Raw genomic sequence first — 26,076 nt, 5'->3', positions numbered from 1 at the left:
GGCCCTCCGTACGTTCCATGTCGTCCGACAATTCCGCCCCGATCAGAAAAGGGCCTCGACATGGCACTCGGTCGGCATTCCGATTTCAACCGCCTGTGGTTCGGGCAGACGGTCAGCAACTTCGGCGACAAGATCTCGCTGCTCGCGCTGCCGACCCTCGCGGTCGTCCTTCTCGACGGCGGCGCGTTCGAGGTCGGTGTCCTCGGCGCGCTGCGCTTCTTCCCGTTCCTCGTACTCGCCCCCGTCGCCGGTCTCGTCGCCGACCGGTTCTCGCGCCGTACCGTCATGATCCTGGCCGACCTCGGCCGGTTCCTCGCGCTCGGCACCATCCCGGTGGCCTTCGCGCTCGACTCCGTCAGCATGACGCACGTCTACATCGTGGCCGGCGTCACCGGTGTTCTCACGGCCTTCTTCGAGGTCGCCTACCAGTCCTGGCTGCCACAGCTCATCGGCACCGAGAACCTGGTCGAGGGCAACACCAAGCTCCAGATCAGCCGCAGCGTCGCCGAGGCCGTCGGCGCCGGTGCCGGTGGCGCGCTGATCCAGCTGCTCGGTGCCGCCCGCGCCATCACCGCCGACGCGTTCACCTTCCTGGTGTCGCTGGTCGCGCTGCTGCTCATCCGGCACCGCGACACCCGGGTCCGGGTGGAGGCGACCAAGGCCTCCGCCAAGGCCGAGATGAAGGAGGGCCTGAAGACCCTCTTCGGCACGCCCGTCCTGCGCGGTCTGTTCACCGCCAACGTAGTGGTGAACCTCGGCGCCGCGATGGGCGACGCACTGCTGATCGTGTACGCCTACAAGGTCCTCGACCTCAGCCCCGGACAGGTGGGCGCGGCCTTCGCCGTCATGTCGGTCTTCGTCATCGTCGGCGCGGTCCTCTCCGAGCAGGTCTCCAAGGTCCTCACGCTCGGCCGCACCCTGGTCCTGACCGCCGTCGTCCTCGGCGTCGGCTACGTCCTGGTTCCGACCGGCGGCGCCCTCGGCGGCTTCGTCGGACTGATCGCCGTCCAGGCCGTCATCGGCTTCGTCTCCCCGATGTTCGACATCCACGTCCTCAGCCTGGTCCAGGGCGTCACCCCGAACGAGCAGATGGGCCGCGTCAGCGGCACCGCGCTCTCGGCGGTCTACGGCGCCCTGTCGCTCGGCTACATGGCGGGCGGCGCGCTGGGTGAGGCCCTCGGCCTCACCTGGGGACTGGCCCTCGCCGGAGCGACCACCGCGATCGGCGGTCTGTAACCGGGCGGCTTCGTCAGCAGGAGCCTGTTCTCGCCGGCTTCCTTGAAGGTCTTGCGCAGCGTCGCCACGCAGATGGCGATCTGGTTCCGCGCGGTCGCCGGGGGAGAGTCGGGCCAGACGGCGTCCACCAGGGTGTCGACGGACACGGTCCGGTCGGCGGAGAGCAGCAGCACCGCGAGCACGATGGTCTGGCGCCGGCCCCTGATCCGCAGGGGCACCCCGTTGGCCTGTACCTCCAGTGGCCCGAGCATCTTGAAGACGAGTTGGTTCAAAGGTCCCCCCGATGTGACCTGAGCCCGGCCGATAACCGTACAACAAGGAGGTGAGTTCGGTATCGGACATCGACCGCCTCCGTCGCCGGGGCGATGTCCCGCCGCTCGCGACTGTCGGACGTGCTGATGTGGTCGAGGTGATCGGGCCGGCGGGAGGTCCGGACCATCGCTGCGAGGCTGGGCCGGCCGGTGGAGACGGTCCGCGGCGGGCTGCGCCGGTTCGCCGCCCGGGCGGAACACGTTCGTTGCTTCTTCACGGTGTTGCTGGTGGACGTCGGGGTCGACCCGGACGTTCCCGCCGCGGCCGCATCGTGTTCGCGGATGCCGTCGCCGCGGCGGCCGGGGCCGGAGGGAGGCCGCGGCCCCTCGAACGCCCACGAATCCGAGGGCGCGGACCGGCTGCCGACGCTTCCGCCGACGCCTCCGTCGGCGCCCTCACCGACGCTTTCACCAGCGCCACTTGTCACGCCGTCCGCTCCCGGTCCGCGTGATCATGCCGGTGTTAGGCTGACGACCTTTAGCGGAATGACAGCCTCCGTAGTGATGGGGTCGGTGGGTGGTGCTGTGCGGCGCCGCCGGGTTGGGGGGACATGCGCGCACTGCGCCCGTTGCAGGCTCTCGGTCTCTCCGCGACAGCGGAGGCCGCCTACCTCGTGCTCGTGGAACGGGGTCCGCAGACCCTGGCCGAGCTCACCGACCGGCCGGCGCTGATCGGGTCGGCGCTCGACGGCCTCGAGGACGCCGTCGCCGAACTCAGCGACATCGGCCTGGTGTTCCGCGCGCACGGCAGGCTGGCCGCCCAGCCACCCCGCGCGGCGCTGGAGGCGGTTGCCGAGCGGCGCGCGCGCCAGGCCCGGATCGCCTACGAGAGCGCCGCGGCCCTGTCGCAGTACTGGCTCGACCACACCGCCGGAGTGAGCTACGTCGAGGTCGTCGACACCTCCGAGCGGCGTGAGGAGATCCAGTCGCGGGTGCACAACGGGGCCGTGTCCCAGGTCCGCGCGCTGTCGATAGGTCCGGTGGGCGGGAGCGACCTGGTGCCGGAGGTCGGCCCCGGCACGCTGGACGCGCTGGACCGCGGGATCGCCTACCGGGTGGTGTACAGCGCCAACATCCTGCAGGAACCCAAGGCTCTGGAAGTGGCGCACGAGTGCGTCGCCCGGGGAGAGCAGGCCCGGGTCTTCCCCGATGTCGCGCTGAACGTGCTGGTCTGCGACGACCGGTTCGCCGTGGTGTCCGTCGCCGCCCCGGACCGTACGGGACACCACAGTGTCGTCGTGCAGCCGTCGGGGCTTTTGGACGGGCTGATCGGCGTCTTCGATTCGTACTGGCGGATCGCCGTTCCGCTCCCGCCGGCCGGTGAGGCCGTCAAGAGCGAGGCGACCCCCGAGGGGCGGCAGCTCCTGAGCTACCTCAGTGCCGGGCTGACCGACGAGTCGATCGCCCGTGAGTTCGGGGTGAGCGAGCGCACCGTCGCCCGGCGCATCGCCCGCCTCCAGGAGATGCTCGGCGCCAAGACCCGGTTCCAGCTCGGCGTGCAGGCCAGCCGTCGTGGCTGGCTGTGACCCCGGGCCGCGGCCGGGCTCGTGGCGTGGGCGCGCGGGGCGGGCCGGTGCGTGATCCGGCCCGCCCCGCGCGGGTCCTCAGCCGCTCAGGCGTTCATCGCCCCGCGGTGTGGTGGTGACCGCTACTTGCTGTCCGGCTTGACCAGGTCGGGCAGCTTGGCCTCGAAGAGCTCGTCGAACGCGAGGGCGGACAGGATGTGCCCCTGGTTCGGCGCCTGGTTGGCCACGTCCGCTGCCCAGGTCGCCGAGTTGAGCCGTTGGTTGGGCGTGCCGTGGTGACCGGAGCTGGTGAAGCTGCAGTCGCCGACCTGGTAGAACGACTTCTCGGACTTGAGAACGCGGGCGGCGTTCAGCGACTCGCCACGGGCGTGGGTCAGGTAGTACGTGCCGAACGCGTCCGCCATGAGCTCGGTGCGACGGGTGGCCTCCGGGCCGGTCAGGTCGCTCTCGAAGAGATTCTTCTGGTACTGGACGTGGTGACCGAACTCGTGGCCCAGAATGCCGCGCGGCGCGACATCGCCCAGGTTCACCGCGTTCATGCCCTGCAGGATGCCGTCACCCATGATGATCCGGTCCGTGATGCCGAGCGGATCCGGGTCGTCCTTCTCGCTGTAGGCGAAGGCGTTGAAGGAGAAGATCGGGTTGGCGCCGCCCTGGAGGATCGGCTCCGAGTCGACCAGCTCGATGAACATCTCCGCCAGGTCGAGGTTCTCCTCGGGCGTGTCGCCGTACAGCACGGCGAGCGTGTTGGCGAGCCGGTCCGGGCTGCTGAAGACATCCGCGCCGTGCATGGGGACTAGCTCGATGCGCGCCGAGTCGATGTCCCAGAAGCGCTTGAGGTTCTTCATCTGGGAGTTGAGCTGCTGGGTGTACTCACCCTTGACGCCGAACGTGTTCGACGACGACTCCTTGCCGAAGATCAGCGCGTCGTAGGTGGGAAGGTCGAAGCCGCCGAAGAGCGAAAGGATGAAGATGGTCCACGGGTCCTGGGCGCCATCGAGGAGGGAGTTGGCGTACTTCGACAGATCGGTCGTCTGGCACTGGTAGTCGCCGGGGTTGATCGCGCTGTCGCGGATCTGCTGCCACTCCTCGTTCAGGCCGTACTTGGCCTTGGCCGCGTCGAGGCGGGCCTCCCAGTCGGCGGGCAGCTTGGCCAGGATTCTGTCGACGATGGCCTGGTGCTGCGGGTCCAGGGAGGAGGTGTCGATGGAGGACTGCAGCGACTGGCTCGCCGCAGTCGTGACGCCGGTCGGGTCGGCGGCGTGCGCGGGAAGTGCCATGCCAAGGCCACAAGTCGCGGCGATCGCCAGGCTCGCTGCCACAGACAGGGTCTTCTTCACGAAGGTCTCCTTTCGAGGGTGCCCGGTAGGGCATCCGCGGGCGACGCCTAGTCTGTAAGCCCAACTACCGGATCAAGAACGGTCGTTCACTGTCTGAAACCGGCATGTCTGGAACATGACATCCGCGTGCATCCCGTCACGCGTCCGCTGCCGGCGGCCCGGTCTCCGCCTTCCAACCGGTTCGACCGCACCTGCCCCCTCGTACGCGACGGGCGGGGGCGACGGCCGGGTGGCGGCGGGCAAACAGCGGCCGGCGGGCTTCGGAGGCGAAGCCAGGACTGCCGGTCGTGTCCGACGGCGATGGGCGAGTTCGTCTCGGCCACCGTCTTCGAAGTGATCGGCTCCGAGAGCGGGTTCACCCTTCGGCTTGCCAGGCTGGACCCGCCGGTTCACAAGGCAGGCACGGGTCTTCCCGGTGGCTGCAGAGCGTCGCAGCTCCACGATCGCCAGGTCCTGTGCCTGTCTTGCTGCCGGTCCTGTCGCCGCGCCACAGCCTCGACCACCGACGTCTCTGCGCGGGATCCGCACCTGACGAGCATGAAGTGCTGGGTGTGGATCACTGTGACGTGAAGACGGGCAGGTGCGGGTCATGCGGATCAGCGGGCGCCGCATTCGACGAGTAGTTCATCGGTGAGGATGAGCCGAGGCCAGGGGGCACTGAGCGGTTCAGTCGTGGAGAGTGACGTTGGGCAGCGGGCGGCCAGCGGCGTCGAACAACGCGGCTCCACAATCGCAGCGCTCGTCGGCCAGGGTCTGGGGCGCCGACAGTTGCCAGACCAGCATCTGCGAGCAGTTCGGGCAGTCCAGACTGACCAGGGTCTCTTCGGGTTCCGAGTCCCAGGCCCGCACCGGGAGGCCCTCGTACATCAACCCGGTCAGCTCACGCTCACCGGTCAGCGCGACCAGTACCTCGTAGGTGTCGGTGCCGTTGTCCCGCACCACGAGCGTGAAGCCGAGATGTGCCAGCACACCGGACAGATGGTCGAGCTGGCGGACCGGGAAATCACCGCGGCGCAGAGTCGGGTCGGCCTCGGCGGCGTGGTAGACGACGTTGGTGTCGACGTCTGTCGGTTCTGTCCCGAAGGCCCGTACCCGACCAGCCACGAACGCCGCCAGCTGGCCTGGGTGATCCTCACCGGTCCAGTCCATGATGAACATCACTCTGTCGACCAGGACCCCCTGGGCCCGCTCGTCGGGGGTCAGGACCAGCTCTTCCAGCTCTATCACGACGATCACGCTATCAACTGCCGGGCGGCGGGCCGTACCGCTGTTGTGCCGTTGTCGTGCATCACCAACATCAGCCTCCCCACCTGTCTGCGCGACGTCCTGGTCCTCGCTGTGGCACTGGCCGGCAGGTGAATTGGGCGAAGTGCAAGACCCCGGAGCCGACCGCTGCGGCAAAGTGAAGCTTGGCTCGGGCACCGCGAAGCTCCCTACCATGGAGGTCCGTTGCTCGCCCTCCACGCCCCCAGAAGGGTGTCCCGGAGGCCGGTCAGGACTTGATGCCCCGGCGTCGCCGGCAGAGGTCGCCGACCGTCGGCGCACCACCCCGGACCTGTGCCCCGAACACGGCACCCGGCCACGCCCACCGTGCGTACACGGTCCCGGACAACGGCGGGCCACTCGGTCCGGTGTTCGCCGCGCTCGCGCGGTGGGGCGGGGGACGCGTGAACTCCGGCACGCAGTCGCGGTCTGCCGCATGGCTGAGCGTGGAGCCGTACGCGGTCGACGAAGTCCGGCGCGAGGTTCGAGTCACTCGGCGACGAGGGTCCCGGGAACCTCGACGGTCCCCACCGGCTCATCGAAGCCGCGCTGGACGCCCACCTCGGCCCGGCGGCCTCATGACCGGGCGGCTGCGGCGCTCCGTCCCACTCCTGATCAGCGTCGCCGGGGCGGCGATCGTCGCACTGGACGGCACCGTCCTGCTGGTGGCGCAGCCCAGCCTGCAGCGTGCGCTCGCCGCGAGCCCGGAGCAGATCCAGTGGACCAGCACCGGCTACCTCGTCGCGGTCGCCGCCCTTCTCGTCCTCGCGGGACGACTGGGGGACCGCTACGGGCACCTGCGGCTGCTGTGCGTCGGCGTGCTCGGCTTCGGTGCCGCCTCGGCCGGGATCGCAGTGGCGCCTTCGGTCGGCTGGGTGATCGGGCTGCGGGTCGCCCAGGGGGTTTTCGGCGCCCTGCTCCAGCCGGCGACCCTCGCGGTGCTGCGGTGGGCCTACCCGGAGGGAGAGCTGCGCCGGGCCGTCGCCGTGCGGACGGGCGCGATCGCGGTGGCCGCCGGGTGCGGCCCGCTGCTCGGGGGATTCCTCGTGGTGCACCTGGGGTGGCGGGCCGTGTTCTGGCTCAATGTTCCGATCGTGCTTGCCGTGGTGGTGCTCACTCTCGTGGTCCGGCTGCCGGCCCCTGAGCGCGCGGACCGGCAGCGGCTCGACCTCACCGGCGCGATGCTGCTCGCGAGCGTCCTCGCGCTCCTCGTCCACGCCCTGGCGGGCGTCCCGGCGCGCGGCTGGGCCGCCCCGTCCACGCTGCTCGAATTCTCCGCAGTGGCGGGCCTGGCGGCCGCACTTGCGGCGAGCGAGCGCCGTGCCGCGCATCCGATCGTGCCATCGGCCGCGGCGCGGTCGGTTCCGGTGATGGCCTCGACGGCGCTGCTCCTGCTCGCCACCGCAGGTCTGTTCGGCAGCCTGTTCACCGCCACCTTCTATCTCCAGAGCGTCCTGCGCCTGGATCCTCTCACCGCCGGGATGCACGTACTGCCGCTCACCGTGCTGATGGTGCTCGGTTCACCGCTGGCCGGCGCCGCCCTGGGCCGGTGGGGACCGCGACCCACCGCCGTCACCGGAACGCTCCTCGTCGTACTCGGTGTCTTCGGGCTCTCGCAGCTGGCCCGCAACGGCGCGGTGGCGCCGACGGGTGCTGTCTTCGCCGTGATCGGCGCCGGATTCGCCGCCGTCATGGTCACCGCCACCGGGACGGTCGTCGGCGACGCGCCACTTGCGTACGCCGGAGCCGTCGGCGGCCTCAAACAGACCGCGACGAACAGCGGTCCGACCCTCGGCATCGCCATCGCCACCAGCGCGGGCGCCGCCGCCTGCCCGGAATCCACCTTGCTGCTCTTGACCGCGGCGGCGGTCCTCGGCCTCGCCCCCGCGGCGCTGCTGCCCGGAAACCGTGAGGACAGGCGGAGATGAAGGACCTTCAAGTCGACGCACCCCACCGCGTCGCCCTCGTCCGCGTGGCCCGCTTCGAGTACGGCCGGCTCGTCGAACGGCCGCAGACGACCGCGGCATGCTGGAGGGCTGCCTGGAACGGACAGGACATGGTCGGCGTCGCCCTTCGCGTCCGCCGTCACGACCACACCGTGGGCGAGGTCGAAGAGCTGAGTGTCCGGACGCTCCAGCGACGCCTCCCAATCGGCCGGGCCCTGCTGCTGATCCGCCCAGCTCGGCCCTCGCAGACGTGGCCGGGATGCACCGCCACACCGCACTCCGCCGGGTCGCCTGCGCCGGACGTGACCGGGCCGCCTCCCTCGTAGCCGGGCCGAGGACCTGAAGCAGCCACCCGGGGGTGGCGGCCAGTGAGGATCACGATTCGTGCAGTGGCTGATTTCATCGATAAGGTGCCAGGCCACGACCGCACCCGTCCGATCCACGGGCCGGTCAGGGCTCTGCCGCAGTCGGTGGCACCTCCACGGCTGTCGTGCTGATCTCTGCCTGCCCGGGCCCCGGGATACGGGGGTGATCGTCACGGCGGGGCAGTCGGGCCCCGGCCGACGGTTCAGGAGGAACGAGTGGCACAGATCATCGCCGAGGTCTCACGGACGTTCAACGAGTTTCTGCTCTTGCCGAACCGGACGGGGACCGATTGCTCGGCTGCGACGGTCGACCTGCGCACGCCCCTGGTGCGGTACACCGTAGGCGAGGCGTCGGCGATCGAGATGCAGTCCCCCTTCACGTCGGCGATCATGCAAGCCGTCAGCACACCCGATCTCGTGATCGCGCTCGCGCGCAACGGTGGTCTCGGCTTCCTGCACCACAACCAGCCGATCCAGGAGCAGGCCGCGGCGGTCCTCCAGGTGAAGAACTTCAAGGCCGGATTCGTCACCAGCGACACCAACGTCCGCCCCGACGACAGCCTGAGCCTTCTGGCCGACGTGATGCGCCGCACCGGTCACAGCACCGCCGCGGTCACCCACGACGGGACCGCCAACGGCCGCCTGCTCGGCCTGGTCACCTCCCGGGACTTCCACCCCCAGCGCCACGACCTGGACGGACCGGTCAGCGGCCGGATGACCGCTGTCGCCGACCTGGCCCATGCCGGGCCTGACACCACGCTTTCCGAGGCCAACGCGCGGCTGTGGGACGAACGGCTGGACTGCCTCCCGGTCTTGGATGCCGAGGGGCATCTGCAGCATCTGGTGTTCCGTTCCGACTACACGGACAACAAGCGTTTCCCGAACCAGCTCGTGGACGCGGCCAAGCGTCTGCGCGTGGGCGCGGGTATCAACACCCACGACTATCAGAAGCGTGTCCCGGCCCTGCTGGAGGCGGGTGTGGACGCGTTGTGCTTCGACTCGTCCGACGGCTACAGCGACTGGCAGGCACAGGCTCTGACCTGGGTGAAGAAGAACTATCCGGAGATCCCGGTCGGCGGCGGCAATGTGGTCGACGGCGAAGCGTTCACGTTTCTCGCCGAGGCGGGAGCGGACTTCGTGAAGGTCGGGGTCGGCGGCGGTTCCATCTGCATCACTCGGGACCAGAAGGGCATCGGCCGCGGCCAGGCCAGCGCCGTGCTGGACGTCGCGGCGGCCCGGGACGCCTTCCGTGAACGCACCGGCGCGTACGTGCCGATCTGTTCCGATGGCGGGCTCGTGCACGACTACCACGTGGCCCTGGCATTGGCGATGGGAGCCGACTTCGTCATGATGGGGCGGTACTTCGCACGCTTCGACCAGGCGGCCGGTGCGAAGCTGCCCACCCGCGACGGCTTTGTGAAGGAGTACTGGGGCGAGGGCTCGAACCGGGCCCGCAACTGGCAGCGCTACGGCCAGGGAGGCCGGCAGCTGCTCTTCGAGGAAGGTGTGGACGGCTACGTCCCCTACGCGGGCGACCTCAGCGAAGGGCTCGCCCTGACCGTCGCCAAGCTCAAGACCACGATGGTCTCCTGTGGCTCCAGAACCCTGCCAGAGTTTCAGTCCACGGCCCGGCTGACCCTCGTTTCGGACCAGAGCTTCCAGGAGAGCCACGCCAACGTCACCCTGCGGGACACCCCGGCGACGGTCTCCTGACAAGCTGCCGGGTTCCGACGAGAGGACTACCGGCCGGAGGGCAAGGGCGCACGGTCGGAACAGCCCCTCCCGCCGGTGGTCCAGGAACTCTTCCTTGGGTTCGGTGGTCGAGTGCCGCGCCCGGCCCCACGCCTCGTCCCGCGGCACGGTGACCCTGCGTCCCGGGGCCGTCGCTGCGGCGGGGCGGATCCGGCCGCCGTGGACGTGCGGGGGCGGCAACGGCCACCTCGCCGTCTCGCGCGTTTGCCGGGTCAGGCACGGAAGCGGAACCCCGTTCGTCGGGTCAGGCATGGAAACGGAACTCATCGGCCCGTCATTTTTTCACCAGGGACGGACTCAGACGCGATAGGCCGCGACATAGCGGTGCGGGTCGCGGCGGAGGTCGGACGCGGACTCCCACCGGCGGAGGCACTGCTCGGCGAAGGTACGGCCGGTGGCGACGATCTCGTCCAGGGGGTCGAGGTAGGACTCGACGTGCGGAGGTTCGAGACCGGCCCGGACCCGGGCCACCAGGCCGTCGCGGGCGAGCCGGAGCAACTCGGCGGCCAGCTCGCGGAGCGGGTCTGCGCCGATGCGGCCGCGCAGCCCCTCGGACGGAAGGGCGTCCATCGCCGCGCGGTGGTCCCGCTCGGTGTACCGGCCCAGCAGCTCCCAGGCCGCGAGCCGGGAGGGGCGGTGGTAGCTCAGGCCCGTCCACAGGGCCGGAACGGCGGGCATGGCGTGGTGGGGCGGGCCGTCCGCCGCGCGCAGTTCCAGGGTTCGGCGGACGCGTACGTTCGTCCAGATCTGGGACATGTGGGAGGCCCAGTCGTCGAAGGCCGGCCACGAGCCGTCGTCGAAGCCCTCGGCCAGCAGGGTTGCGAACGACCGGTCCGGGGCCGCGCGATAGCGCTGGTCCTGGTCGCGGTGGTAAATCATGGGGATCCGCATGGCCCAGCCGATGACGTCGTCGACGCCGACATCGTGCCGCAGGGCCGGGGGAAGCACACCGCACCGGCGCGGGTCCATCCGCAGCCAGGCATGCGAACGGTGCGAGAGCAGTCCGCTCGGACGACCGCCGTGCAAGGGCGAGTTGACGAGCAGGGCGGCGACCACGGGGGAGGCGGCGACCTGCATCCGGAGCTTCTCGGTGAAGTCCTCGGCGGACAGGTAGTCGAGGGTGACCTGGGTGGAGAGCGCCGTCGCCATGATCTCCCGGGCGCGACTGCCCGGCTCGCCGATGCGCGTGAAGAAGTCCCGCATGATCGCGCCCCGGGTCATCGGCACCCAGGAGACGGTGCCCGAACAGTCGAAGGGGAGTCCGGCGCCCGGGAGCAGGGCCAGGCCGAACCGGCCGACGAGTTCCGCGATGCGCTCCAGGGCCGCCCGGGTGTCGGTCACCGCCGCGGCCACCCCGGAGGCGGGGGTGGACGAGTACTCGATCTGACAGCCGTGTTCGAGCGTGACCTGGCTGCCGTCCGGCAGCAGGACTCCGGTCAGTCGGCCGGCGTCCTGCTGCGGTTCGCCGCCCCACTCGGCGAGCATCGTCTCCAGGACGGCCAGGACGCCGCGCTTCCCCGCATAGTGGACGCCACGGCCGGTGTCCGGATCGACCAGTCCGCTCTCGACCTCGATGCCGACGCGTTCCCGGGCTCCGGGCGGTGGGACGAACAACGACCGGAGGTCGTCGCGGCTGAGGCGGGAAGGTCCGTCGGACCGGGGGGCCTTTGGGGCCGGGCTGTTCCCCGGCCCGTGTTCCGTATCCCGGGTCATGCGGCACCCACCCGGGAGACGGCCGCGGCACGCCGGGTCTCGTCCAGGAGCAGGCTCACCGTGCCGAGCGCCGACTGGGCGGCCCCCTGACACCAGGCGTGCGCCGCGGACAAGTGCTCCCCGGCGAAGAAGAGCCGTGGGGCGTCTACCGGGTGCGGGGATCCGAGCACCGTCAGATAGCGGGTGTGCTCACCGGGCGTGAGGTGGGTGAAGGCGCCACCGCCCATGCCCACCTGCTCGTCCCAGTTCCAGTGCACGATGTCGTCCACGTCCCCGGCGATGCCGGGGTGGAGCCGTTCCAGGCAATCCAGTACCAACCGGTCGCGGTCGGCGTTCGGCAGGGCGGCGAAACGGCGGGCGTTGGCACCCCACAGATAGGCCCCGAGCAGGGCCGTCGGCTCCTCCGAGCGCCGTCGGTCCCGGGCGGTCCACCGGTCGGCGGTGCCGCGTTCGTTCCCCTCACCGATCCGCCGGGCGTTGTCCGAGGGGTACCAGCACTGCTGGATCGGAAGGTCCGTGAAACTGCCCCCGCCGTAGATCCCGTCCTCCGCCTCCCAGCGGCGCCGGGTCAGATGCAGCAGCGTCTTGCCGCTGCTTGCGTAACTGATCCCCCGGACGGCGTGATGCTGTGGATGCGGCAGACCGGGGGCGATGGTGAGGCGGTCGAGCGCGGGGGCCGGGACACAGCAGACGGCGTAGTCGAACCGCTCGGCGATCGCACCGTCCAGCCCCTTCCCGTGGAGCAGCACCCCGGACTCGGTGAGCACGAGTTCCTCGACCCGGGTGGACAGCCGCAGCGCCCTCGGGCGCAGCCTGCGGACGAAGGCGCCCACCAGGGCGTCCATGCCGTCCACCAACTCCAGTTGACCGACGTGGAAGAGGCCGAAGTAGTCGACCAGCACTTCGAGGAGCGAGGACTGCTCGTAGTGGGCCAGTCCCGTGGCATGGCCCACCAGGTCCCACGCCTCCCGGGAGAGGCGTTCGTTGACAAACTGCCACAGGGAGACCGAGACCAGCTTGTCGAGTGCGGGATCGTCCCAGAGCCCGGCCAGCACCCGCCGCCGCTGGGTGGGCGACAGGGCCTCCCACACCTCCCTCAGTAAGCGGTCCAGAAGCTCGGCCGGGGGCTGCCGCTCGGCGGGGTCCAGCGCGTACACCGGGAACAGCTCCGGCACGTCGCGGACCCGGACGCGGCGGCCTCGCAGGTGGTAGTAGGCGTCCGGGTTGAAGTTGACGAACGGGCGTGTCGCCAGGCCGAATTCGGACACGTAGTGCAACACGCAGTGGTGGTTCCCGGGGATGCGCATGGCTCCCAGGTCCGCGTGCGTCCCGTCCCAGAAGCGGTGGGTGCGTACGCGTCCGCCCGGTTGGTTCGCCTGCTCGTACAGGACGACGTCGAATCCGCGGCGCTGGAGTTCGTAGGCGCAGACGAGGCCCGCGATGCCGGAGCCGATGACGGCGATCCGCCCGGAGGAACCGGTTTGCGGACTCAGCAGGTGGTCCGGAAAAGCGAAGCTCTCGTTGAACATCTGCACCGTTCCCCTTCGACGTGGTGTCCGGCCAGGTCCTGCCCGGAATCGGGTATCGCTGTGAGCCGCTCGACGACGGGCGAACGCTAGCTCATCCCGTGGCGGGTTGTCCGGGGTTGGCCGGAAGACATAGGGCGGGTCGGGTACGGCCCACAGCCGGGGTATCGGCGGCCCGCACCGGTCGGCACCCGGGCTCCGGCGGTGCGGGCCAAGCGCGGGACGGGCATGGACGACGGCCTGTTCAGGACGGTCCTCGCGCTGTCTCCTCCCGGATGTCGTGGGACAGGGAGGCCGACTCCGCGATGGCGTCGCGGGCCGGGGTGCCGTCACGGAGCCGGGGCGGAAAGGTCGCCGACGGACGATGGCCGCTGGGCGCTCGAGTCGGCGGGCGGAGCGGTCGTCCTTCCCCTGAGACGAAGCCGTGATGGCGGCGACGATCGCCACGGCGGGTGTGCCGGTCAGGGAGCGGGGACGGGGCCGCCGGGCCGGAACCGCTCCACCCCGACGATGTGTCGCACCTTGACCGGGCGCACGATCACCGCGACCCGCTGTTCCCCCGGCATGGTCCACTCGAAGCGCTCGATGCCCAGGTACTTGTGGGCCAGCCGGTCCATTCGGTCGTGTGCCTCCTCGCCCTCGATGAAGCGGGCCACCACACCACTGATCTGCACTCGGTCGAAGGGGTCGGTGGCGTCCGCGTGCGAGAGGTAGACACGGGGGTCGCGGCGCAGGTTCTCCTCCTTCACCCGACCCACCGAGGTGTTGAACGCCAGCTCCCCTTCCCCCTCCAGATCCACCCACATCGGGCTGACCTGCGGTGCTCCGTCGGCGAACACGGTGCCGACGTACCAGATGTTGGGGGCTTGCAGTCGGGCGCGGACGGCTTCGTCGAGAGTCGCGGTCATCCCGGGAGGCTACCAACCATGAGGGGTAGGGGAGTTGGGGGAAACAGTGGAGTCCGCCGGCTGAAGAGAAGACGCCGCCATCGCCGCGCACTGCCCGGAGAGCAGCAAGCCGAAGACCATACGCGGCCGCATGCCTGCCCATCGCCGCCGCGCCGTCCGCTGGGCCCCGGCTGACGTGCCCCCACGCGCCGACGCTCACCGCGCGCCGTACTCGCGGCACTTCAGGGCGAGGATGCTGTCTTTGCCCAGGTGGTCTGCAGGGCGGCGCCGGCTTGGTCGGCCAGTGTGACGGCGACCAGGCGTGCCTGGAGGGACGGGGTCGTGCCGGGCGTGGGCCGGAGCAGGAAGCGGCCGTGGAAGTGGCCGCCCGCGACGACTCGCAGCTCGATTTCCTGCGCGGGCATGCCCAGGCGGTCGACGTCCCACTTACCGCGACCCCAGGTGAGGGAGCCGTCGTCTTCGAGGCGGGGGCCGTGTCCGAGCAGGGTGCCGTACTGGAAGCGACAGCCACGCAGGTGGAGAAGGCCGACGAGTTGTGCGCGTACGCACTCCACCACGGCGTCGGGCGACGTCGCCGTCTCGGCCAGGTGGGCCGCGTGATGGATCCGTGCGAGGTGGTCCGCGTCAGTGATGGTGACGACGTGCAGGCGTCGGGCGCGGGCGGCCAGCTGGGAAACGGCCAGCCCCACGGCGAGCAGCACGACCGCTGTGGTGATGTCGGCGCTGCTGGTGATGGTGAGCCGCTGGTAGGGGACGGTGAAGAAGAAGTCGAACCAGACCGCCGCGGACACGGCTGCGAGAGCGCCGGCCAGACGGTGGCCGAGGGCCGCTGCCGCAACGACGACGAGAACCAGGACCAGCGCGACATTGGCGGTGGTCAGGCCGGCACGGAAGGGCAGCAGCACCGCAGAGACCGCGAGTGGCGCCAAGAGCGCCGCGATGATCGCGATAGGCCCTCTGACGAGGTAGTCAGGCATCGTGAGCACCTCCTGCCCCCACCTTCCGGTGTATCAGGGCTTACGCGGCACCGGACAAGCTTTAACGCCTCTCTTGCGTCGTGATCGACCGATGGACTGAAGGCCGGTCCGGCCGCCTCCCGGGTTTGGAGCGAGCTGTCGGCGCGCAGGCCCGCGAGCCCGTCGCGCCGGGGCATGTCGTCGATGCCGGCCTCCCGGACGATCAGGCCGTCGGAAAGTCCCGGCCGCGAACGCCACGGACACCGTGACCGGTGTCGAGCCGACGGACGAGGTTCACGGCCTCGTCGGTTCTTCCCACGCCGCAGGTGCGGAGGATGTCGGCGAGGCCGGGGTGCTCGGCTTCGAGGAGGGCCGCGGCTGCCAGGATCTCCGCGGCGCCGGCACGGGAGTTGAGCAGATCGCGCAGCCGTAGGGCGAAGTGTGTGTCCAGGTCCTGGGCCGGGCCGTGGGCGGGGGCCGGAGCCGGGTGGGAAGGAGCGGGCGGGAGTGAGGCGGTGCCCAGTGAGTCCTGGCCGGGGGTCCGGCTGGCCCGGATGGTCGCCAGCGTCTCGTATGCGGTCGCGGCCGGTACGGCGCCGGTACGGACGTCGTGGGCGAGGTGGAGCACCGCGGAGAGGCGGGCCGCGGCGTCGGGGTTGGCGATCCGGGCGCGCTGGGCGCTCATGACGAGGCTGAGCATGGCCGGTGAGACCCCGATGATCTCCGCGAGGCCGGACTGGGTCACCGCGAACAAAGTGCACAGGTCCCGGCAGAGTTCACCGAGCGGAGCGCCGTACCACTGGCGCTGGAGCTCTTGGTTGCGCGTCGTGGCGGTCAGGTCCATGGGGCCACGCTAGGAGCAGTTTTTACACTTGTCAAAGAGGCTTTTCATGTGTCAATCTCCCCTCCGGAAGCTCGATCCACTCTCAACTGACGGGATCTCATCGTGTCCTGGACGCGCACCACTTCGCTCGCCGCCGTGGCCGCCCTCGCCGTCTTCGGCCTGACCGCCTGCGGCAGCGACGGCGCCGCCCCCGAGGGCTCCGACAAGCCCGCTGCCACCGCCCCCGCCCCCGCTGCTCCGGACACCGCTGCCTCCGGCGATACGGACACCCCTTCCGATGCCACCGTCGACGGCGTGAAGGCCCCGGATGACCTGCCCGCCGGCCTGCCGCTGCCGAAGGGGGAGCTCACCTCCGTGACGGGGGCCAAGGGCGCGTACGTCCTCACGTACAGCACGGACGACCCCGAGGCCACGCTCGATGCCTACCGGTCCGCCCTCGACGGCGCCCAGTACACCGTGGTCGACGTCGGCGGCACGTTCACCGCGACCGCGGGCATGACCGCCGTACAGATCACCACCACCGCCGACACCGTGATCCTCACGATCGCAGGCGCCTGACGCCGAGGAGCCCGTGCGCCGGTACGCTACGGCGCATGGAAGCAGGGGGGATGCTCGCCGGCCGTTACCGGCTGCTCGCGCCGATCGCGCGCGGCGGCCAGGGCACGGTCTGGCGAGCCGTGGACACGCGTCACGGCAAGGACGTGGCCGTGAAGGTCACCGGCGATGCCGACGTGGAGTCGCTGCTGCGGCTGGTGTGCGAGCAATCGGTACGCATCGGGCACCCCCATGTCCTCGCCCCCGTCGACTGGTTCGTCCGCGACGGCGAGGCCTGGCTGGTGCTGCCCCTGGTCCGCGGCGGCACGCTCGCCGGGCTTCTCGCGGACTACGGCGAACTGCCACCCGCCGTCGGCCTGCTCCTGGCCGAACAGATCCTGGACGCGCTCGTCGCGGTGCACACCGCCGGCCTCGTGCACCGCGACGTCAAACCCTCGAACATCCTCCTCGCCGCGACCGGCGCCGCCCGCCCCCACGCCTACCTCAGCGACTTCGGCATCGCCCACGTCCTGCCCCACCTCCAGCTCACCGCACCCGCCTACATCGCGGGCACCCCCGACTACCTCGCCCCCGAGATCCGTGCCGGAGCCAGTAGCTCCCCCGCCCAGGACATCTACGCCACCGGGCTCGTACTGCGCACCCTGGGCGCCCCACCGGCACTGCTCGCCGCCATGACCGCGGAGCGGCCCGAGCGCCGGCCCACCGCCGCGGCGGCCCTCGACGCGATCACCGCCGCCCGCGTCGCCCTCGGGACCGAGCACTGGCCCCTGCAGTGGCAGGACGAGCCCTTCCTCATCGCCGACCAGCTCGGCGACGCGCCCCTTCCCGCCACCGACCGGTCCCCCCACCGCCGACGCACCTGGGCAGCCCTCACCGTCGGCGCCGCGCTCCTGGCCGGCCTCGCCACGACGGCAGTCCTGATCAGCGGCGGCCCCGACGACCCGGCCACCCCCGCGGAGAGCCGCTCGCCGACCGCCCCCGCCCGCACCGTCCCCGCCCGCACCGTCCCCGCCGACGCCGAGCGCGGGCCCGCCGATCCCGAAGGGCCCACCGCCTTCAGTCCCTGCCCTGCGGGCCAGGAGTACAGCATCGCCTTCAGCCCCGAGGGCTACGCCCTGTTGTGTGCGCACATCCCCGGCACACGCCGCTACGAGTGGCAACCGGTCGTTCCCGAGGACTGACGGTGAGGGCACGGGACCGACTGCGAAGGCATGGGACCGACGGTGAGGGCATGGGACCGACTGCGAGGGCATGCCGGAAAGCCGACGCCGTGTGACCGTGGAGGCCGACGTCGAGATCCCCGTGCCCGCCCGCGGCGAGGTCTGGGCGGTCGGAGCGGTCGTCCTCAACCGGGAAGGCAGGGCCCTCGCCCGGAAACGCAGCCCCCACAGGCGGCCCTTCCCCGACCGCTGGGCATCGTCGGCGGCCACGCAGAGCCCGGTCAGTCGTTGCTGGACACCCTCGCCCGGCAACGCGTCACGCGTCAGCCGGCCGGCTTCTGGTGAGGGATCGGCTGGGCGGTGAGCAGCGCGGTGATCTCCTGGGCGAGCTCCGGGCCGAGTTCGCCCCAGCCGTCCTTGTAGCCGTAGACGCTCGCCAGGGTGCGGGCGTCGTAGTCGCCGTTCATGATCTCGATGTCGTTGGTGGTGATGAGTGCCGGGTGGGCGACGCCGACGGCTCCCGAGACCTTCAGCAGCTCCTTGCGCAGGGTGCGCAGGTAGACAGCGGCCCGGGTGGCCTTCGAGGGCGCGTCGAGGCCGCGCACCAGCCACGGGTCCTGGGTGGCGATGCCGGTGGGGCACTTGTCGGTGTGGCACTTCTGCGCCTGGATGCAGCCGATGGACAGCATTGCCTCGCGGCCGACGTTGATCATGTCGACACCCAGGGCGAAGGCGACGGCGGCGTTCTCGGGCAGGCCGAGCTTGCCGGAGCCGATGAAGGTGACGTCATCGGTCAGACCCCGCTCGGCGAACGTGCCGTAGACGCGGGAGAAGCCCATCCGGAACGGCAGCGACACCGAGTCGGTGAAGATCAGAGGAGCAGCCCCGGTGCCGCCCTCGCCACCGTCGATGGTCACGAAGTCGACCCCGCGATCACCACGCGCCATCAGCGTGGCCAGCTCCCGCCAGAAGCTCATCTCCCCGACAGCGCTCTTGATCCCGACCGGCAGACCGGTCTCGGTGGCGAGCAGCTCCACGAAGTCGAGCATCGAGTCGACGTCGTGGAACGCGGTGTGCCGAGAGGGGGAGGCGCAGTCCTTGCCGGCCGGGATGCCGCGGATCTTGGCGATCTCGGGGGTCACCTTCGCGCCCGGCAGCATCCCGCCGAGCCCCGGCTTGGCGCCCTGGGAGAGCTTGATCTCTATCGCCTTGACCGGGGCGCCGGCGACCACGTCTTTGAGCTTGTCGAGGTTGAAGGTGCCGTCCTCGTTGCGACAGCCGAAGTACGACGTCCCGATCTGGAGTACGAGGTCGGCGCCGTTGCGGTGGTACGGCGAGAGGCCGCCCTCGCCCGTGTTCTGCATCGTGCCGGCCAGCGCCGCGCCCTTGTTGAGCGCTGTGATGGCCGCACCGGACAGCGACCCGAAGCTCATCGCCGAGATGTTCACGACGCTCGCCGGCCGGAACGCCTTGGCACGCCCGCGCGGGCCGCCCAGCACCTTGGCCGAGGGCAGCGGGGCCTGCGGGTCGTGCAGGTCGGGCAGCGTGCCGGCGAACGTGCGCTGCTTCACGTACGCGTGCCCTTGCACGTGCTCGACGTCCACATCGGTTCCGAACCCGAAGTAGTTGTTCTCTTCCTTCGCCGAGGCATAGATCCAGGTGCGCTGGTCGCGGCTGAACGGGCGCTCTTCCTCGTTGGACGTCACGACGTACTGCCGCAGCTCCGGCCCGATCGTCTCCAGCAGGTACCGGGCGTGCCCGATCACGGGGAAGTTTCTGAGCAGTGCGTGCTTCTTCTGGACGAGGTCGCGGGCAGCCACCAGTGCCAATGCTGTTGCGGCGGCCGCACCGATGCTCCGAGCGCGCATGAACGTTCCTCTCCTCGACTGCTCGATGACCCGACTCCATCGCTGTGCGGCGGACGTCGTGGGCGTTGGGCGGCGGACAGGGCCAGGCAGGCATCGGCGTCCGACGACGAAACGCCACATGATATTAGAGGTCGCGCGGATGGGCGGGCGGGGCAGGGTGTGTGAGTCCTGCCGCGCGGGCATCACCGCCGGGGCCCTGCCCGTGGGGGCCCGGCCCGCCTGGTGCCGCGAGCGGCACTACCACCGCAACGTCCTCTGTGCCGGCCGGGGGCCGGTTTCCTGCCCCGCCCCGACCGCCTCGGCGCCCGGCCCGCGCCCCGGAGAGAAAATTCGGCCGGACGCGAATCCTCTCGGGACCTCCCTGTCTCTTATCCGTGTACCGGCCGAACGGGCCGGAGGAAACCGGGAGGTAGCACCAATGATGGTCACTGTTCTCGTAGTGCTCGGGGGCCTGCTCATGGGCGCGTGCAGTTGGCACCTGATGCGGCGCTACAGGAGCCGCGGCTGAACCGCGCCCAGCACGGGTGCCTTCCAGGTATGAGGAGCACATGAACCAACGCTTCCGCTGGCCGGACGAGCGGCTGATCAAGGCTGCTCAGGACGGCGACGTCACTTCGCTCACCACCGTCGTCATGGAATCGCAGCCTCATGTACGCAGGTTCGCCATCTCGCTGTGCGCCTCGCCGCAGGACGCGGAGGACGCGGTGCAGGAGGCGCTGATCATCCTCTACCGGAAGATCGGCACCTTGCGGGCCACTGGCGCGCTTGCCTCATGGATGTTCCGGATCGTGCGCAACGAATGCCTTCGGCAGCTACGGCTGATCGTCTCCCGGAGCGACCAGGCGTCGGCCGAACCGGAGGCATCCGCGGAACCGTCCGCCGAGGAGGCGGTGTTGCACAGGCTGGAAGTGGAACGGATCGCAACCGCGGTCGGTGCCCTTCCCCATGACCAGCGGCAGGTCCTGATCATGCGGGACATACAGGGCCTGCCGGGCAGGACCGTCGCCCACTCGCTCGGTCTGAGCAACGCCGCGATGAAATCGCGGCTGCACAGAGCGCGCGCAGCTCTGCGTCACTCACTGACAGTGACCGATCGGGAGCCCGGTCAAGCCGCCCATCAGGCATCCGACGAAGCCATCGGCCAATCACCAGCCGGAACCATCAGTCGGCCAACCATCAGTCGGCCAACCATCAGTCGGCCAACCAACAGTCGGAGAGACACAGGACCGTGAACACCGTGAAGCCCGCCCAGGGCGTTAGGAACCGGGCCACCACGCAGCCCGCGGCGCCCGACTTCGCCAGCACCTCCGTCCCGCGCCACCTGGTGCGCGGCGCCCTCGGCTTCGGGCTGATCGCCGGCTCGATCGCCCTGGTGCCCGCCGTCGGCCCGGTCACCCTGCTGGCGGCCCCGTTGGCGCTGATCGCCTTCCGCGGCTGCCCCACCTGCTGGATGGTCGGCCTGGTGCAGACCATCTCCCGCCGCCGTCTGGAGCGCCGGTGCGTGGACGGCGTCTGCACCCTCACCAAGGCAACCTCGGCGGCGAAGACCTCGGAGGAGTTCGCCCGTGATGTCCTGTCGGCATCCACCACGAAGCCGTCATCGACGCACTCATCAAGGCCCCGGTTCCGCGGCTTTGCATGACGCTGATGCACAAGGCCCACGCCATCCTGTGCGAGGCCTGCGCCCGCGCTACCGCAGTGGCGAAGTCGAGCACATCACCCCGCAGGCTCGCGCCGATGTCCGCGCGGCCCTCACGGCGAGCCCGGAGCGGGACCGGCCCGGCCACGTTGAGTACCTCATCGACCGCGCGGCCGTCCGGACCCGATAACCCCGCACCGCCTGCGCGACGGGCCCGGCCTCTCCGGGCCGGGCCCGTCCTCGTCTTTGGGCTCTCGTTGTCGGTGGTGGCTGCAAGGCTGGTCGAATGAACGGCGATGAGCAACTGCTGAACGGCCGGGTCTACGGCCACGACCACGACGCCCCCAACCCCGGCCCGCTCCCGCACCGGACCTACGCCGAACTGGTCGGTGGGCCGCTGGACGGACTGCTGCTGGACATCACGGGACGGCGGCCCGACGAAGTCGACGCCGGCGCGGCCCTGTCCACCGAACTCGGGCGCTTTCCCGGCGGCCGGTCGTTGTACGACCCGCGCCCCGACGAGCCCCGCACGTCCGGGCCGGGCGTGAGCTGCCGCTTCTACCACTGCGGCGACACGCCCTGACCGACGGCCCTGACCGACGGCCCGGCCGACGCTCGGGCGGTCAAGCCCGGTGCGTTCTCGGGGCCGCCGCCCGTCGAAAGCCGACCTCCCGCGCATCGACGCCGCCTACCGGGCCGTGCGCCGCCCGTTGAACCCGGTGAGGTACACGTAATCACGGAGCGGCTGGTCTTGTTCGCGTCGGTGGTGGGTGGCACATCAGCTGAGTTGGCCGCCGTCGACCCGCAGTTGAGTGCCCGTGATGAACCGTGAGGCGTCGGAGGCCAGAAACAGGACCGCGTCAGCGATGTCGCGTGCCTCGGCGTAGCGGCCCAGCGGGATGCTGTCGGCGATGCCGGAGCGCGCTTCGTCCGCGTGCCCCGGGGCGAACCCCTCTTCCAGCCGGCGCATCATCTGGGTGTTGATCGGTGACGGGTGCACCGAGTTGATGCGTACTCCGTGGGCGGCGGCTTCGTTGGCTGCCAGCCGGGTCAGTCCGGTGATCGCGAACTTGCTGGTCACGTACGGCGTCACGCCGAGCCCGGGGCCTGCCGTCAGGCCACCGACCGACGATGTGTTGATGACCGAGCCAGAGCCCTGCGCGTACATGACCGGCAGTACGTACTTCAGACCCAGGAAGGTGCCACGGATGTTGACCGCGAAGACCTTGTCGACGTCGGCCATGTCCTGGTCGACCAGCGGTGCGACCTTGCCCTCGATGCCGGCGTTGTTGAAGAACACGTCGATGGTTCCGAACTTCTCCACCACCGCGGCGACGTAGGCCTTGACGTCGTCCTCCTCGCTGACGTCGGCGGTCAGGGTGAGCAGATCGTCCCCGGGTGCACCGAGGTCGGCCGCCGCCGCGGCCAGCGCCTCGGCCGAGAGGTCGACGAGGGCGACCTTGCTGCCCTGCTCCAGGAATGCCTTCGCCGCTGCGATCCCCAGCCCGCCTGCACCGCCGGTGATCAGTGTGACCTTGCCCTTGAGGTCCTCGTGCGCGTTCATGTGAAGCTCCTTTCGAATGGCCCGAGTCCGGGTGCGGTTCTCCAGACGTGGGGGGCGAGAACGACCGTCGTCCTCGCCCCCATGCCGGTCTCATACCGCCGTGTAGCCACCGTCCACGACGTGGTAGCTGCCGGTGATGAAGGAGGCGTCGTCGCTGAGGAGGAATGCCGCCATCGCAGCGACCTCCTCCGCCCGGCCCAGCCTGCCCATGGCGTGTTTGGCGGCGACGTCCGCCGTGACCTCGTCGGGGAGTTCGGCGAGCAGTGGGGTCGAGATGAAACCCGGGCCTACGGCGTTGACGCGCACGCCGGACGCGCCGTAATCGGCACCGGCTGCCCTCGTGAGGCCGACGACGCCGTGTTTGGAGGCGGTGTAAGCGGGGTTCTCGGGGACGGCGACGGTGCCGGCGACGGACGCCATGTTGACGATCGCGCCGCCGCCGGAGGCGATGATCGCGGGGATCTGGAAGTGCAGCCCGTAGGCGACACCGTTGAGGTTGATGGCGATCAGCCTGTTCCAGTCCTCGATCTCCAGATCGGCGATCGGCAGGTTCACCCCGGGGATTCCCGCGTTGTTGACGGCCAGGTGCAGACCGCCGAACCGTTCCACGGCGGTCTGCACGGCGCGTTCGGCGTCGGCCGGGTCCGCGACGTTCTGTGTGATCGCCAAACCGCTACTGCCCGCGCTCTCGACCAGTTCGATGGTCTCTTCGGCGCCGGCGAGGTGGATGTCGCCGGCCACGACCACTGCGCCCTCCTCGGCCAGGCGGAGCGCGATGGCGCGGCCGATCCCGGATCCCGCCCCGGTGACGAGGGCAATCTTGTCGTCGAATCGCATGACGCGTTCAGCCTTTCCTCGGTATGTGCGGGTCAGAACGGGTAGCGCTCGATGTCGCTCTGGACGGTGACCCACTGGGTCTCGGTGAAGGTGTCGAGGTTGGCGTGCGGCCCCCCGAACCGGCCGCCCGCCCCCGAGGCCTTGGCCCCGCCGAACGGGGCGACGGCCTCGTCGTCGACGGTCGCGTCGTTGATGTGGACCGCGCCGGAATCGATGCGGTCGCACAGTTCGAACGCGGCGTGCGGGTTGCCGGTCAGGATCGAGACGGACAGTCCGTACTCGGAGGCGTTGATGACGTCGATCGCCTCGTCGATGTCGTCGTAGACCTGCACAGGTGCGACTGGACCGAAGATCTCCTCGGTCCATGCCGGGCTGTCCGGCGCGACATCGGTCAGCACCGTTGGCCGGTAGTACAGTCCGTCGTACTCCCCTCCGGCGGCGAGGGTGGCGCCCTTTGCGACGGTGTCGGTCACGATGGTGTGCACATGGTCGCGCTGCCGCTCGTCGATGAGTGGACCGAGTGCGTTCGTCGGATCGATCGGGTCGCCCACCGGTAGGTGGGTGGCCTTCTCGGCGAGCGCGGCCACGTATGCGTCGGCGATGGAGCGGTGTACCAGGTGCCGGCCGGTGGTCATGCAGATCTGGCCCTGGTGCAGGAACGAGCCCCAGGCCGCCACCGATGCCGCCGCCTGGACGTCCGCGTCCGGCAGGACCAACATCGCGTTGTTCCCACCGAGTTCCAGGTGTATCCGCTTGAGCAGCGGTGCCGCGGCCTCGCCGATCTTGCGGCCGGCGGCGGTGGACCCGGTGAACGAGATGCACGGGACCCGCGGGTGGGCCACCAGGGCCGCGCCGAGCTCGCCGCCGCCCGGAAGCACATGGAGCACGCCCTCGGGCAGACCCGCTTCCTCGAGCAGCGCCGCGAGCGCGAGGCCGCCCGAGACCGAGGTCCGGGGGTCCGGCTTGAGCACCACCGCGTTGCCGAGCGCGAGTGCCGGTGCAACCGACCGCATGGCGAGGATGGCCGGGAAGTTGAACGGCGCAATGACACCCACCACGCCGAGCGGGACCCGTCGCGCCAGGGACAGGCGCGGCTTGACCGAGCGCAGGATCTCCCCCGACGGGTGCGAGGCCAGGGCCGCCGACTCCTGCAACTCGGAGACGACCAGCCCGACTTCGAAGCCGGACTTCCCCTGCCCCGAGCCGGACTCGGCGACCAGGATCTCCGCGAGCCGAGCAGGATCGGCTTCGAGGAGAGCGGCGGCCTTGAGCATGACGGCCGCGCGCACGGCGTACGGCGCCGCCGCCCAGGCCCGCTGGGCGACACGCGCGGTCTCCACGGCTTGGTCCAGGTCGGCGGGGGTGGCGCCGGCGACGGTACCCAGGAGCCTGTCCGTGCCGGGGGCGGTGACGGTGACCGGATCGCCGGAGCCGGCTCGCCAGCCGCCGGAGAAGAGCTTGCCCTCCCAGACGGGACTCTCGTTGGTGTCCTTGGTCATGGAAACTCCTTGACGGTCGTACGACGGTTGGTCACTCGGCGGCGGGTTCGGGCATGCGGACGACCGGCTTGATGACGTCGCCGCGATGGCTGGCCTCGAGAGCGCCCTCGATGTCCTCGAAGTCGAAGGTCTCCACGAGCTCGTCGAACGGGAACCGGCCCTGGCGCCACAGTGCGAGCAGCGCGGGGATGAGGCGCTGGGAGCGTCCGCTGCCGCCGAGGGTGCCGACGATCCGCTTGCCGAACAGGGTGCGGAAGTGGTCGGCGGTGAAGGTGGCCCCGGCAGGAGCGCCTCCGATGAGGATGGCGGTGCCGAGCATTCCGACGGTTTCGATCGCCTGCTCGACGACGGGGATGACGCCGGTGCAGTCCAGCGCGTAGTCGGCGGTGCCGCCGACGATCTCCTGCACCTTCACGACGACGTCGGGGGTGGATGCGGCGTTGACGACATGCGTCGCGCCGTAGCGCGTGGCCAGGTCGAGCCGGGACTCGTGGACGTCGACGGCGACGATCGTCGTCGCCGGGGTGTTCTTCGCGGCCATGATCGCCGCCAGGCCGACCGCTCCTGCTCCGTAGACCACGATGCTGTCCCCGACTCGGGGCTTGGCCGTGTTGAGCACCGCGCCGGCGCCGGTGGCGATGCCGCAGGCGAGGGGCCCGGCGATCTGGAGCGGGACATCGTCGGGAATGACGACTGCCTGGCCGGCGAGCGCGAGCGCGTGGGTGGCGAACGAGGACTGGCCGAAGAAGTGGCCCGAGACGGGTGTCCCGTCGAGGCGGCGGTAGCCGGAGGCGCCCGCCTTCTCGCCGGTGAACCGCACGCCTGCGACCAGCGCCGGGCCGATGCTGAGACAGTAGCGCGGCTCCCCGTCCAGGCAGTTCTTGCACTCCCCGCAGTAAGGCCAGCCGAGGACCACGTGGTCACCGACCCGGGGGCTCGTCACGCCGGGGCCGACCGCCTCGACGATGCCGGCTCCCTCGTGACCGAGCACACCCGGCAGCGGCAGCGGCATGTTGCCGCTGCGGGTGTTGGCGTCGGTGTGGCAGACGCCGGAGGCGACGATGCGCACGAGGATCTCGCCGGAGCCCGGGTCGTCGATCTCGAGGTCGGTGTAGGTGAAGGGAGCGCCGATCTTCTCGACGACGCTCGCGCGGATCTGGGTGCTCATGGTGTTCCCTAAGAATGGTTGGCGGTCCGGGAGGACCGGGTGTGGCTGATGGTGGTCTGTCGTTGATGACTCCGAAGGAATGGCCGCCCGGTCCTCCGGG

At 70.4% G+C, this 26,076-nt stretch carries 21 protein-coding genes and 2 pseudogenes; 10 read left to right on the top strand and 13 right to left on the bottom strand.

Going from position 1 to position 26,076, the window contains the following annotated elements:
* Window positions 1-60 precede the first annotated feature (60 nt).
* Window positions 61-1,236, top strand: coding sequence for an MFS transporter (locus tag ACIHCL_RS16915; RefSeq protein WP_399862365.1), 1,176 nt, complete (start codon window positions 61-63; stop codon window positions 1,234-1,236).
* Here the strand turns inward: ACIHCL_RS16915 and ACIHCL_RS16910 are convergent.
* Window positions 1,146-1,508, bottom strand: a complete 363-nt coding sequence (locus ACIHCL_RS16910; RefSeq protein WP_399862363.1) for a winged helix-turn-helix domain-containing protein — start codon at window positions 1,506-1,508, stop codon at window positions 1,146-1,148. The genes ACIHCL_RS16915 and ACIHCL_RS16910 overlap by 91 nt on opposite strands.
* Before the next feature lie 590 nt (window positions 1,509-2,098).
* Between ACIHCL_RS16910 and ACIHCL_RS16905 the strand changes: the two genes are divergently transcribed.
* Window positions 2,099-3,073 carry a LuxR C-terminal-related transcriptional regulator gene (locus ACIHCL_RS16905; protein WP_399862361.1) on the top strand — a complete coding sequence of 325 codons (975 nt, stop codon included), beginning with the start codon at window positions 2,099-2,101 and terminating at the stop codon, window positions 3,071-3,073.
* 122 nt (window positions 3,074-3,195) lie between these two features.
* Here ACIHCL_RS16905 and ACIHCL_RS16900 read toward each other — a convergent pair whose 3' ends face one another.
* Both ACIHCL_RS16900 and ACIHCL_RS16895 read right to left on the bottom strand, forming a co-directional pair.
* Window positions 3,196-4,413, bottom strand: coding sequence for a hypothetical protein (locus ACIHCL_RS16900; RefSeq protein ID WP_399862359.1), 1,218 nt, complete (start codon window positions 4,411-4,413; stop codon window positions 3,196-3,198).
* Window positions 4,414-5,079: 666 nt separating this feature from the next.
* On the bottom strand, window positions 5,080-5,640 hold the full coding sequence (locus ACIHCL_RS16895; RefSeq protein WP_399862357.1) for a hypothetical protein: 561 nt from the start codon (window positions 5,638-5,640) through the stop codon (window positions 5,080-5,082).
* Between the two features lie 614 nt (window positions 5,641-6,254).
* Between ACIHCL_RS16895 and ACIHCL_RS16890 the strand changes: the two genes are divergently transcribed.
* The 3 genes and pseudogenes from ACIHCL_RS16890 to ACIHCL_RS16880 all read left to right on the top strand — a co-directional run bounded on the left by ACIHCL_RS16890 (window position 6,255) and on the right by ACIHCL_RS16880 (window position 9,700).
* Window positions 6,255-7,604 carry an MFS transporter gene (locus ACIHCL_RS16890; RefSeq protein WP_399862355.1) on the top strand — a complete coding sequence of 450 codons (1,350 nt, stop codon included), beginning with the start codon at window positions 6,255-6,257 and terminating at the stop codon, window positions 7,602-7,604.
* Between the two features lie 95 nt (window positions 7,605-7,699).
* A pseudogene (locus tag ACIHCL_RS16885) lies at window positions 7,700-7,846 on the top strand (GNAT family N-acetyltransferase); the annotation flags it as partial.
* A 357-nt stretch (window positions 7,847-8,203) separates the two neighbouring features.
* On the top strand, window positions 8,204-9,700 hold the full coding sequence (locus ACIHCL_RS16880) for an IMP dehydrogenase (RefSeq protein ID WP_399862353.1): 1,497 nt from the start codon (window positions 8,204-8,206) through the stop codon (window positions 9,698-9,700).
* Between the two features lie 336 nt (window positions 9,701-10,036).
* On the opposite strand, the gene ACIHCL_RS16875 is transcribed toward ACIHCL_RS16880, so the two are convergent.
* The 5 genes from ACIHCL_RS16875 to ACIHCL_RS16855 all read right to left on the bottom strand — a co-directional run bounded on the left by ACIHCL_RS16875 (window position 10,037) and on the right by ACIHCL_RS16855 (window position 15,686).
* Window positions 10,037-11,353, bottom strand: a complete 1,317-nt coding sequence (locus ACIHCL_RS16875; RefSeq protein ID WP_399862351.1) for a glutamate-cysteine ligase family protein — start codon at window positions 11,351-11,353, stop codon at window positions 10,037-10,039.
* A 95-nt stretch (window positions 11,354-11,448) separates the two neighbouring features.
* The gene (locus tag ACIHCL_RS16870; RefSeq protein WP_399862349.1) at window positions 11,449-12,981 is read right to left on the bottom strand and encodes a flavin monoamine oxidase family protein; all 1,533 of its coding nucleotides are present in this window, start codon (window positions 12,979-12,981) and stop codon (window positions 11,449-11,451) included.
* A 458-nt stretch (window positions 12,982-13,439) separates the two neighbouring features.
* Window positions 13,440-13,886: a PPOX class F420-dependent oxidoreductase gene (locus tag ACIHCL_RS16865; RefSeq protein ID WP_399862347.1), complete on the bottom strand. Its 447-nt coding sequence runs from the start codon at window positions 13,884-13,886 to the stop codon at window positions 13,440-13,442.
* A gap of 221 nt (window positions 13,887-14,107) precedes the next feature.
* On the bottom strand, window positions 14,108-14,863 hold the full coding sequence (locus ACIHCL_RS16860) for a DUF4118 domain-containing protein (protein ID WP_399862345.1): 756 nt from the start codon (window positions 14,861-14,863) through the stop codon (window positions 14,108-14,110).
* Between the two features lie 202 nt (window positions 14,864-15,065).
* Window positions 15,066-15,686 (bottom strand): DNA-binding protein, encoded by a 621-nt coding sequence (locus ACIHCL_RS16855; RefSeq protein WP_399862343.1) that lies wholly within the window; start codon window positions 15,684-15,686, stop codon window positions 15,066-15,068.
* A gap of 102 nt (window positions 15,687-15,788) precedes the next feature.
* Between ACIHCL_RS16855 and ACIHCL_RS16850 the strand changes: the two genes are divergently transcribed.
* A complete protein-coding gene (locus ACIHCL_RS16850) occupies window positions 15,789-16,244 on the top strand; it encodes a hypothetical protein (RefSeq protein WP_399862341.1) in 456 nt (151 codons plus the stop codon).
* Between the two features lie 35 nt (window positions 16,245-16,279).
* Window positions 16,280-17,422, top strand: coding sequence for a serine/threonine-protein kinase (locus ACIHCL_RS16845; RefSeq protein ID WP_399862339.1), 1,143 nt, complete (start codon window positions 16,280-16,282; stop codon window positions 17,420-17,422).
* 302 nt (window positions 17,423-17,724) lie between these two features.
* Here the strand turns inward: ACIHCL_RS16845 and ACIHCL_RS16840 are convergent, their stop codons facing one another.
* A complete protein-coding gene (locus tag ACIHCL_RS16840; RefSeq protein WP_399862337.1) occupies window positions 17,725-19,269 on the bottom strand; it encodes an FMN-binding glutamate synthase family protein in 1,545 nt (514 codons plus the stop codon).
* Between the two features lie 548 nt (window positions 19,270-19,817).
* Between ACIHCL_RS16840 and ACIHCL_RS16835 the strand changes: the two are divergent.
* The 3 genes and pseudogenes from ACIHCL_RS16835 to ACIHCL_RS16825 all read left to right on the top strand — a co-directional run.
* Window positions 19,818-20,351: pseudogene (locus tag ACIHCL_RS16835) on the top strand (RNA polymerase sigma factor); the annotation flags it as partial.
* A gap of 155 nt (window positions 20,352-20,506) precedes the next feature.
* Window positions 20,507-20,911, top strand: a complete 405-nt coding sequence (locus ACIHCL_RS16830; RefSeq protein ID WP_399862778.1) for a hypothetical protein — start codon at window positions 20,507-20,509, stop codon at window positions 20,909-20,911.
* A 283-nt stretch (window positions 20,912-21,194) separates the two neighbouring features.
* The gene (locus tag ACIHCL_RS16825; protein ID WP_399862335.1) at window positions 21,195-21,491 is read left to right on the top strand and encodes a hypothetical protein; all 297 of its coding nucleotides are present in this window, start codon (window positions 21,195-21,197) and stop codon (window positions 21,489-21,491) included.
* 195 nt (window positions 21,492-21,686) lie between these two features.
* Here the strand turns inward: ACIHCL_RS16825 and ACIHCL_RS16820 are convergent, their stop codons facing one another.
* The 4 genes from ACIHCL_RS16820 to ACIHCL_RS16805 form a co-directional block, all read right to left on the bottom strand.
* On the bottom strand, window positions 21,687-22,472 hold the full coding sequence (locus tag ACIHCL_RS16820) for an SDR family NAD(P)-dependent oxidoreductase (protein WP_399862333.1): 786 nt from the start codon (window positions 22,470-22,472) through the stop codon (window positions 21,687-21,689).
* A gap of 90 nt (window positions 22,473-22,562) precedes the next feature.
* Window positions 22,563-23,309: an SDR family NAD(P)-dependent oxidoreductase gene (locus ACIHCL_RS16815; protein ID WP_399862331.1), complete on the bottom strand. Its 747-nt coding sequence runs from the start codon at window positions 23,307-23,309 to the stop codon at window positions 22,563-22,565.
* Window positions 23,310-23,341: 32 nt separating this feature from the next.
* Window positions 23,342-24,808 carry an aldehyde dehydrogenase family protein gene (locus tag ACIHCL_RS16810; RefSeq protein ID WP_399862329.1) on the bottom strand — a complete coding sequence of 489 codons (1,467 nt, stop codon included), beginning with the start codon at window positions 24,806-24,808 and terminating at the stop codon, window positions 23,342-23,344.
* A gap of 31 nt (window positions 24,809-24,839) precedes the next feature.
* Window positions 24,840-25,976: an NAD(P)-dependent alcohol dehydrogenase gene (locus ACIHCL_RS16805; protein ID WP_399862328.1), complete on the bottom strand. Its 1,137-nt coding sequence runs from the start codon at window positions 25,974-25,976 to the stop codon at window positions 24,840-24,842.
* Window positions 25,977-26,076: the final 100 nt, after the last annotated feature.

Origin of the sequence: Streptomyces sp. NPDC052042 (assembly GCF_044548345.1) — a bacterium.
Taxonomy (GTDB): domain Bacteria; phylum Actinomycetota; class Actinomycetes; order Streptomycetales; family Streptomycetaceae; genus Streptomyces.
This window is presented reverse-complemented; position numbering and strand designations above follow the sequence as displayed.

Coding starts and splice junctions, on each gene's coding strand:
- ACIHCL_RS16905 (WP_399862361.1), top strand. CDS start 2,099: ATGCGCGCACTGCGCCCGTTGCAGGCTCTCGGTCTCTCCGCGACAGCG.
- ACIHCL_RS16845 (WP_399862339.1), top strand. CDS start 16,280: ATGGAAGCAGGGGGGATGCTCGCCGGCCGTTACCGGCTGCTCGCGCCG.
- ACIHCL_RS16890 (WP_399862355.1), top strand. CDS start 6,255: ATGACCGGGCGGCTGCGGCGCTCCGTCCCACTCCTGATCAGCGTCGCC.
- ACIHCL_RS16815 (WP_399862331.1), bottom strand. CDS start 23,309: ATGCGATTCGACGACAAGATTGCCCTCGTCACCGGGGCGGGATCCGGG.
- ACIHCL_RS16855 (WP_399862343.1), bottom strand. CDS start 15,686: ATGGACCTGACCGCCACGACGCGCAACCAAGAGCTCCAGCGCCAGTGG.
- ACIHCL_RS16840 (WP_399862337.1), bottom strand. CDS start 19,269: ATGCGCGCTCGGAGCATCGGTGCGGCCGCCGCAACAGCATTGGCACTG.
- ACIHCL_RS16820 (WP_399862333.1), bottom strand. CDS start 22,472: ATGAACGCGCACGAGGACCTCAAGGGCAAGGTCACACTGATCACCGGC.
- ACIHCL_RS16825 (WP_399862335.1), top strand. CDS start 21,195: ATGAACGGCGATGAGCAACTGCTGAACGGCCGGGTCTACGGCCACGAC.
- ACIHCL_RS16805 (WP_399862328.1), bottom strand. CDS start 25,976: ATGAGCACCCAGATCCGCGCGAGCGTCGTCGAGAAGATCGGCGCTCCC.
- ACIHCL_RS16865 (WP_399862347.1), bottom strand. CDS start 13,886: ATGACCGCGACTCTCGACGAAGCCGTCCGCGCCCGACTGCAAGCCCCC.
- ACIHCL_RS16860 (WP_399862345.1), bottom strand. CDS start 14,863: ATGCCTGACTACCTCGTCAGAGGGCCTATCGCGATCATCGCGGCGCTC.
- ACIHCL_RS16870 (WP_399862349.1), bottom strand. CDS start 12,981: ATGTTCAACGAGAGCTTCGCTTTTCCGGACCACCTGCTGAGTCCGCAA.
- ACIHCL_RS16915 (WP_399862365.1), top strand. CDS start 61: ATGGCACTCGGTCGGCATTCCGATTTCAACCGCCTGTGGTTCGGGCAG.
- ACIHCL_RS16810 (WP_399862329.1), bottom strand. CDS start 24,808: ATGACCAAGGACACCAACGAGAGTCCCGTCTGGGAGGGCAAGCTCTTC.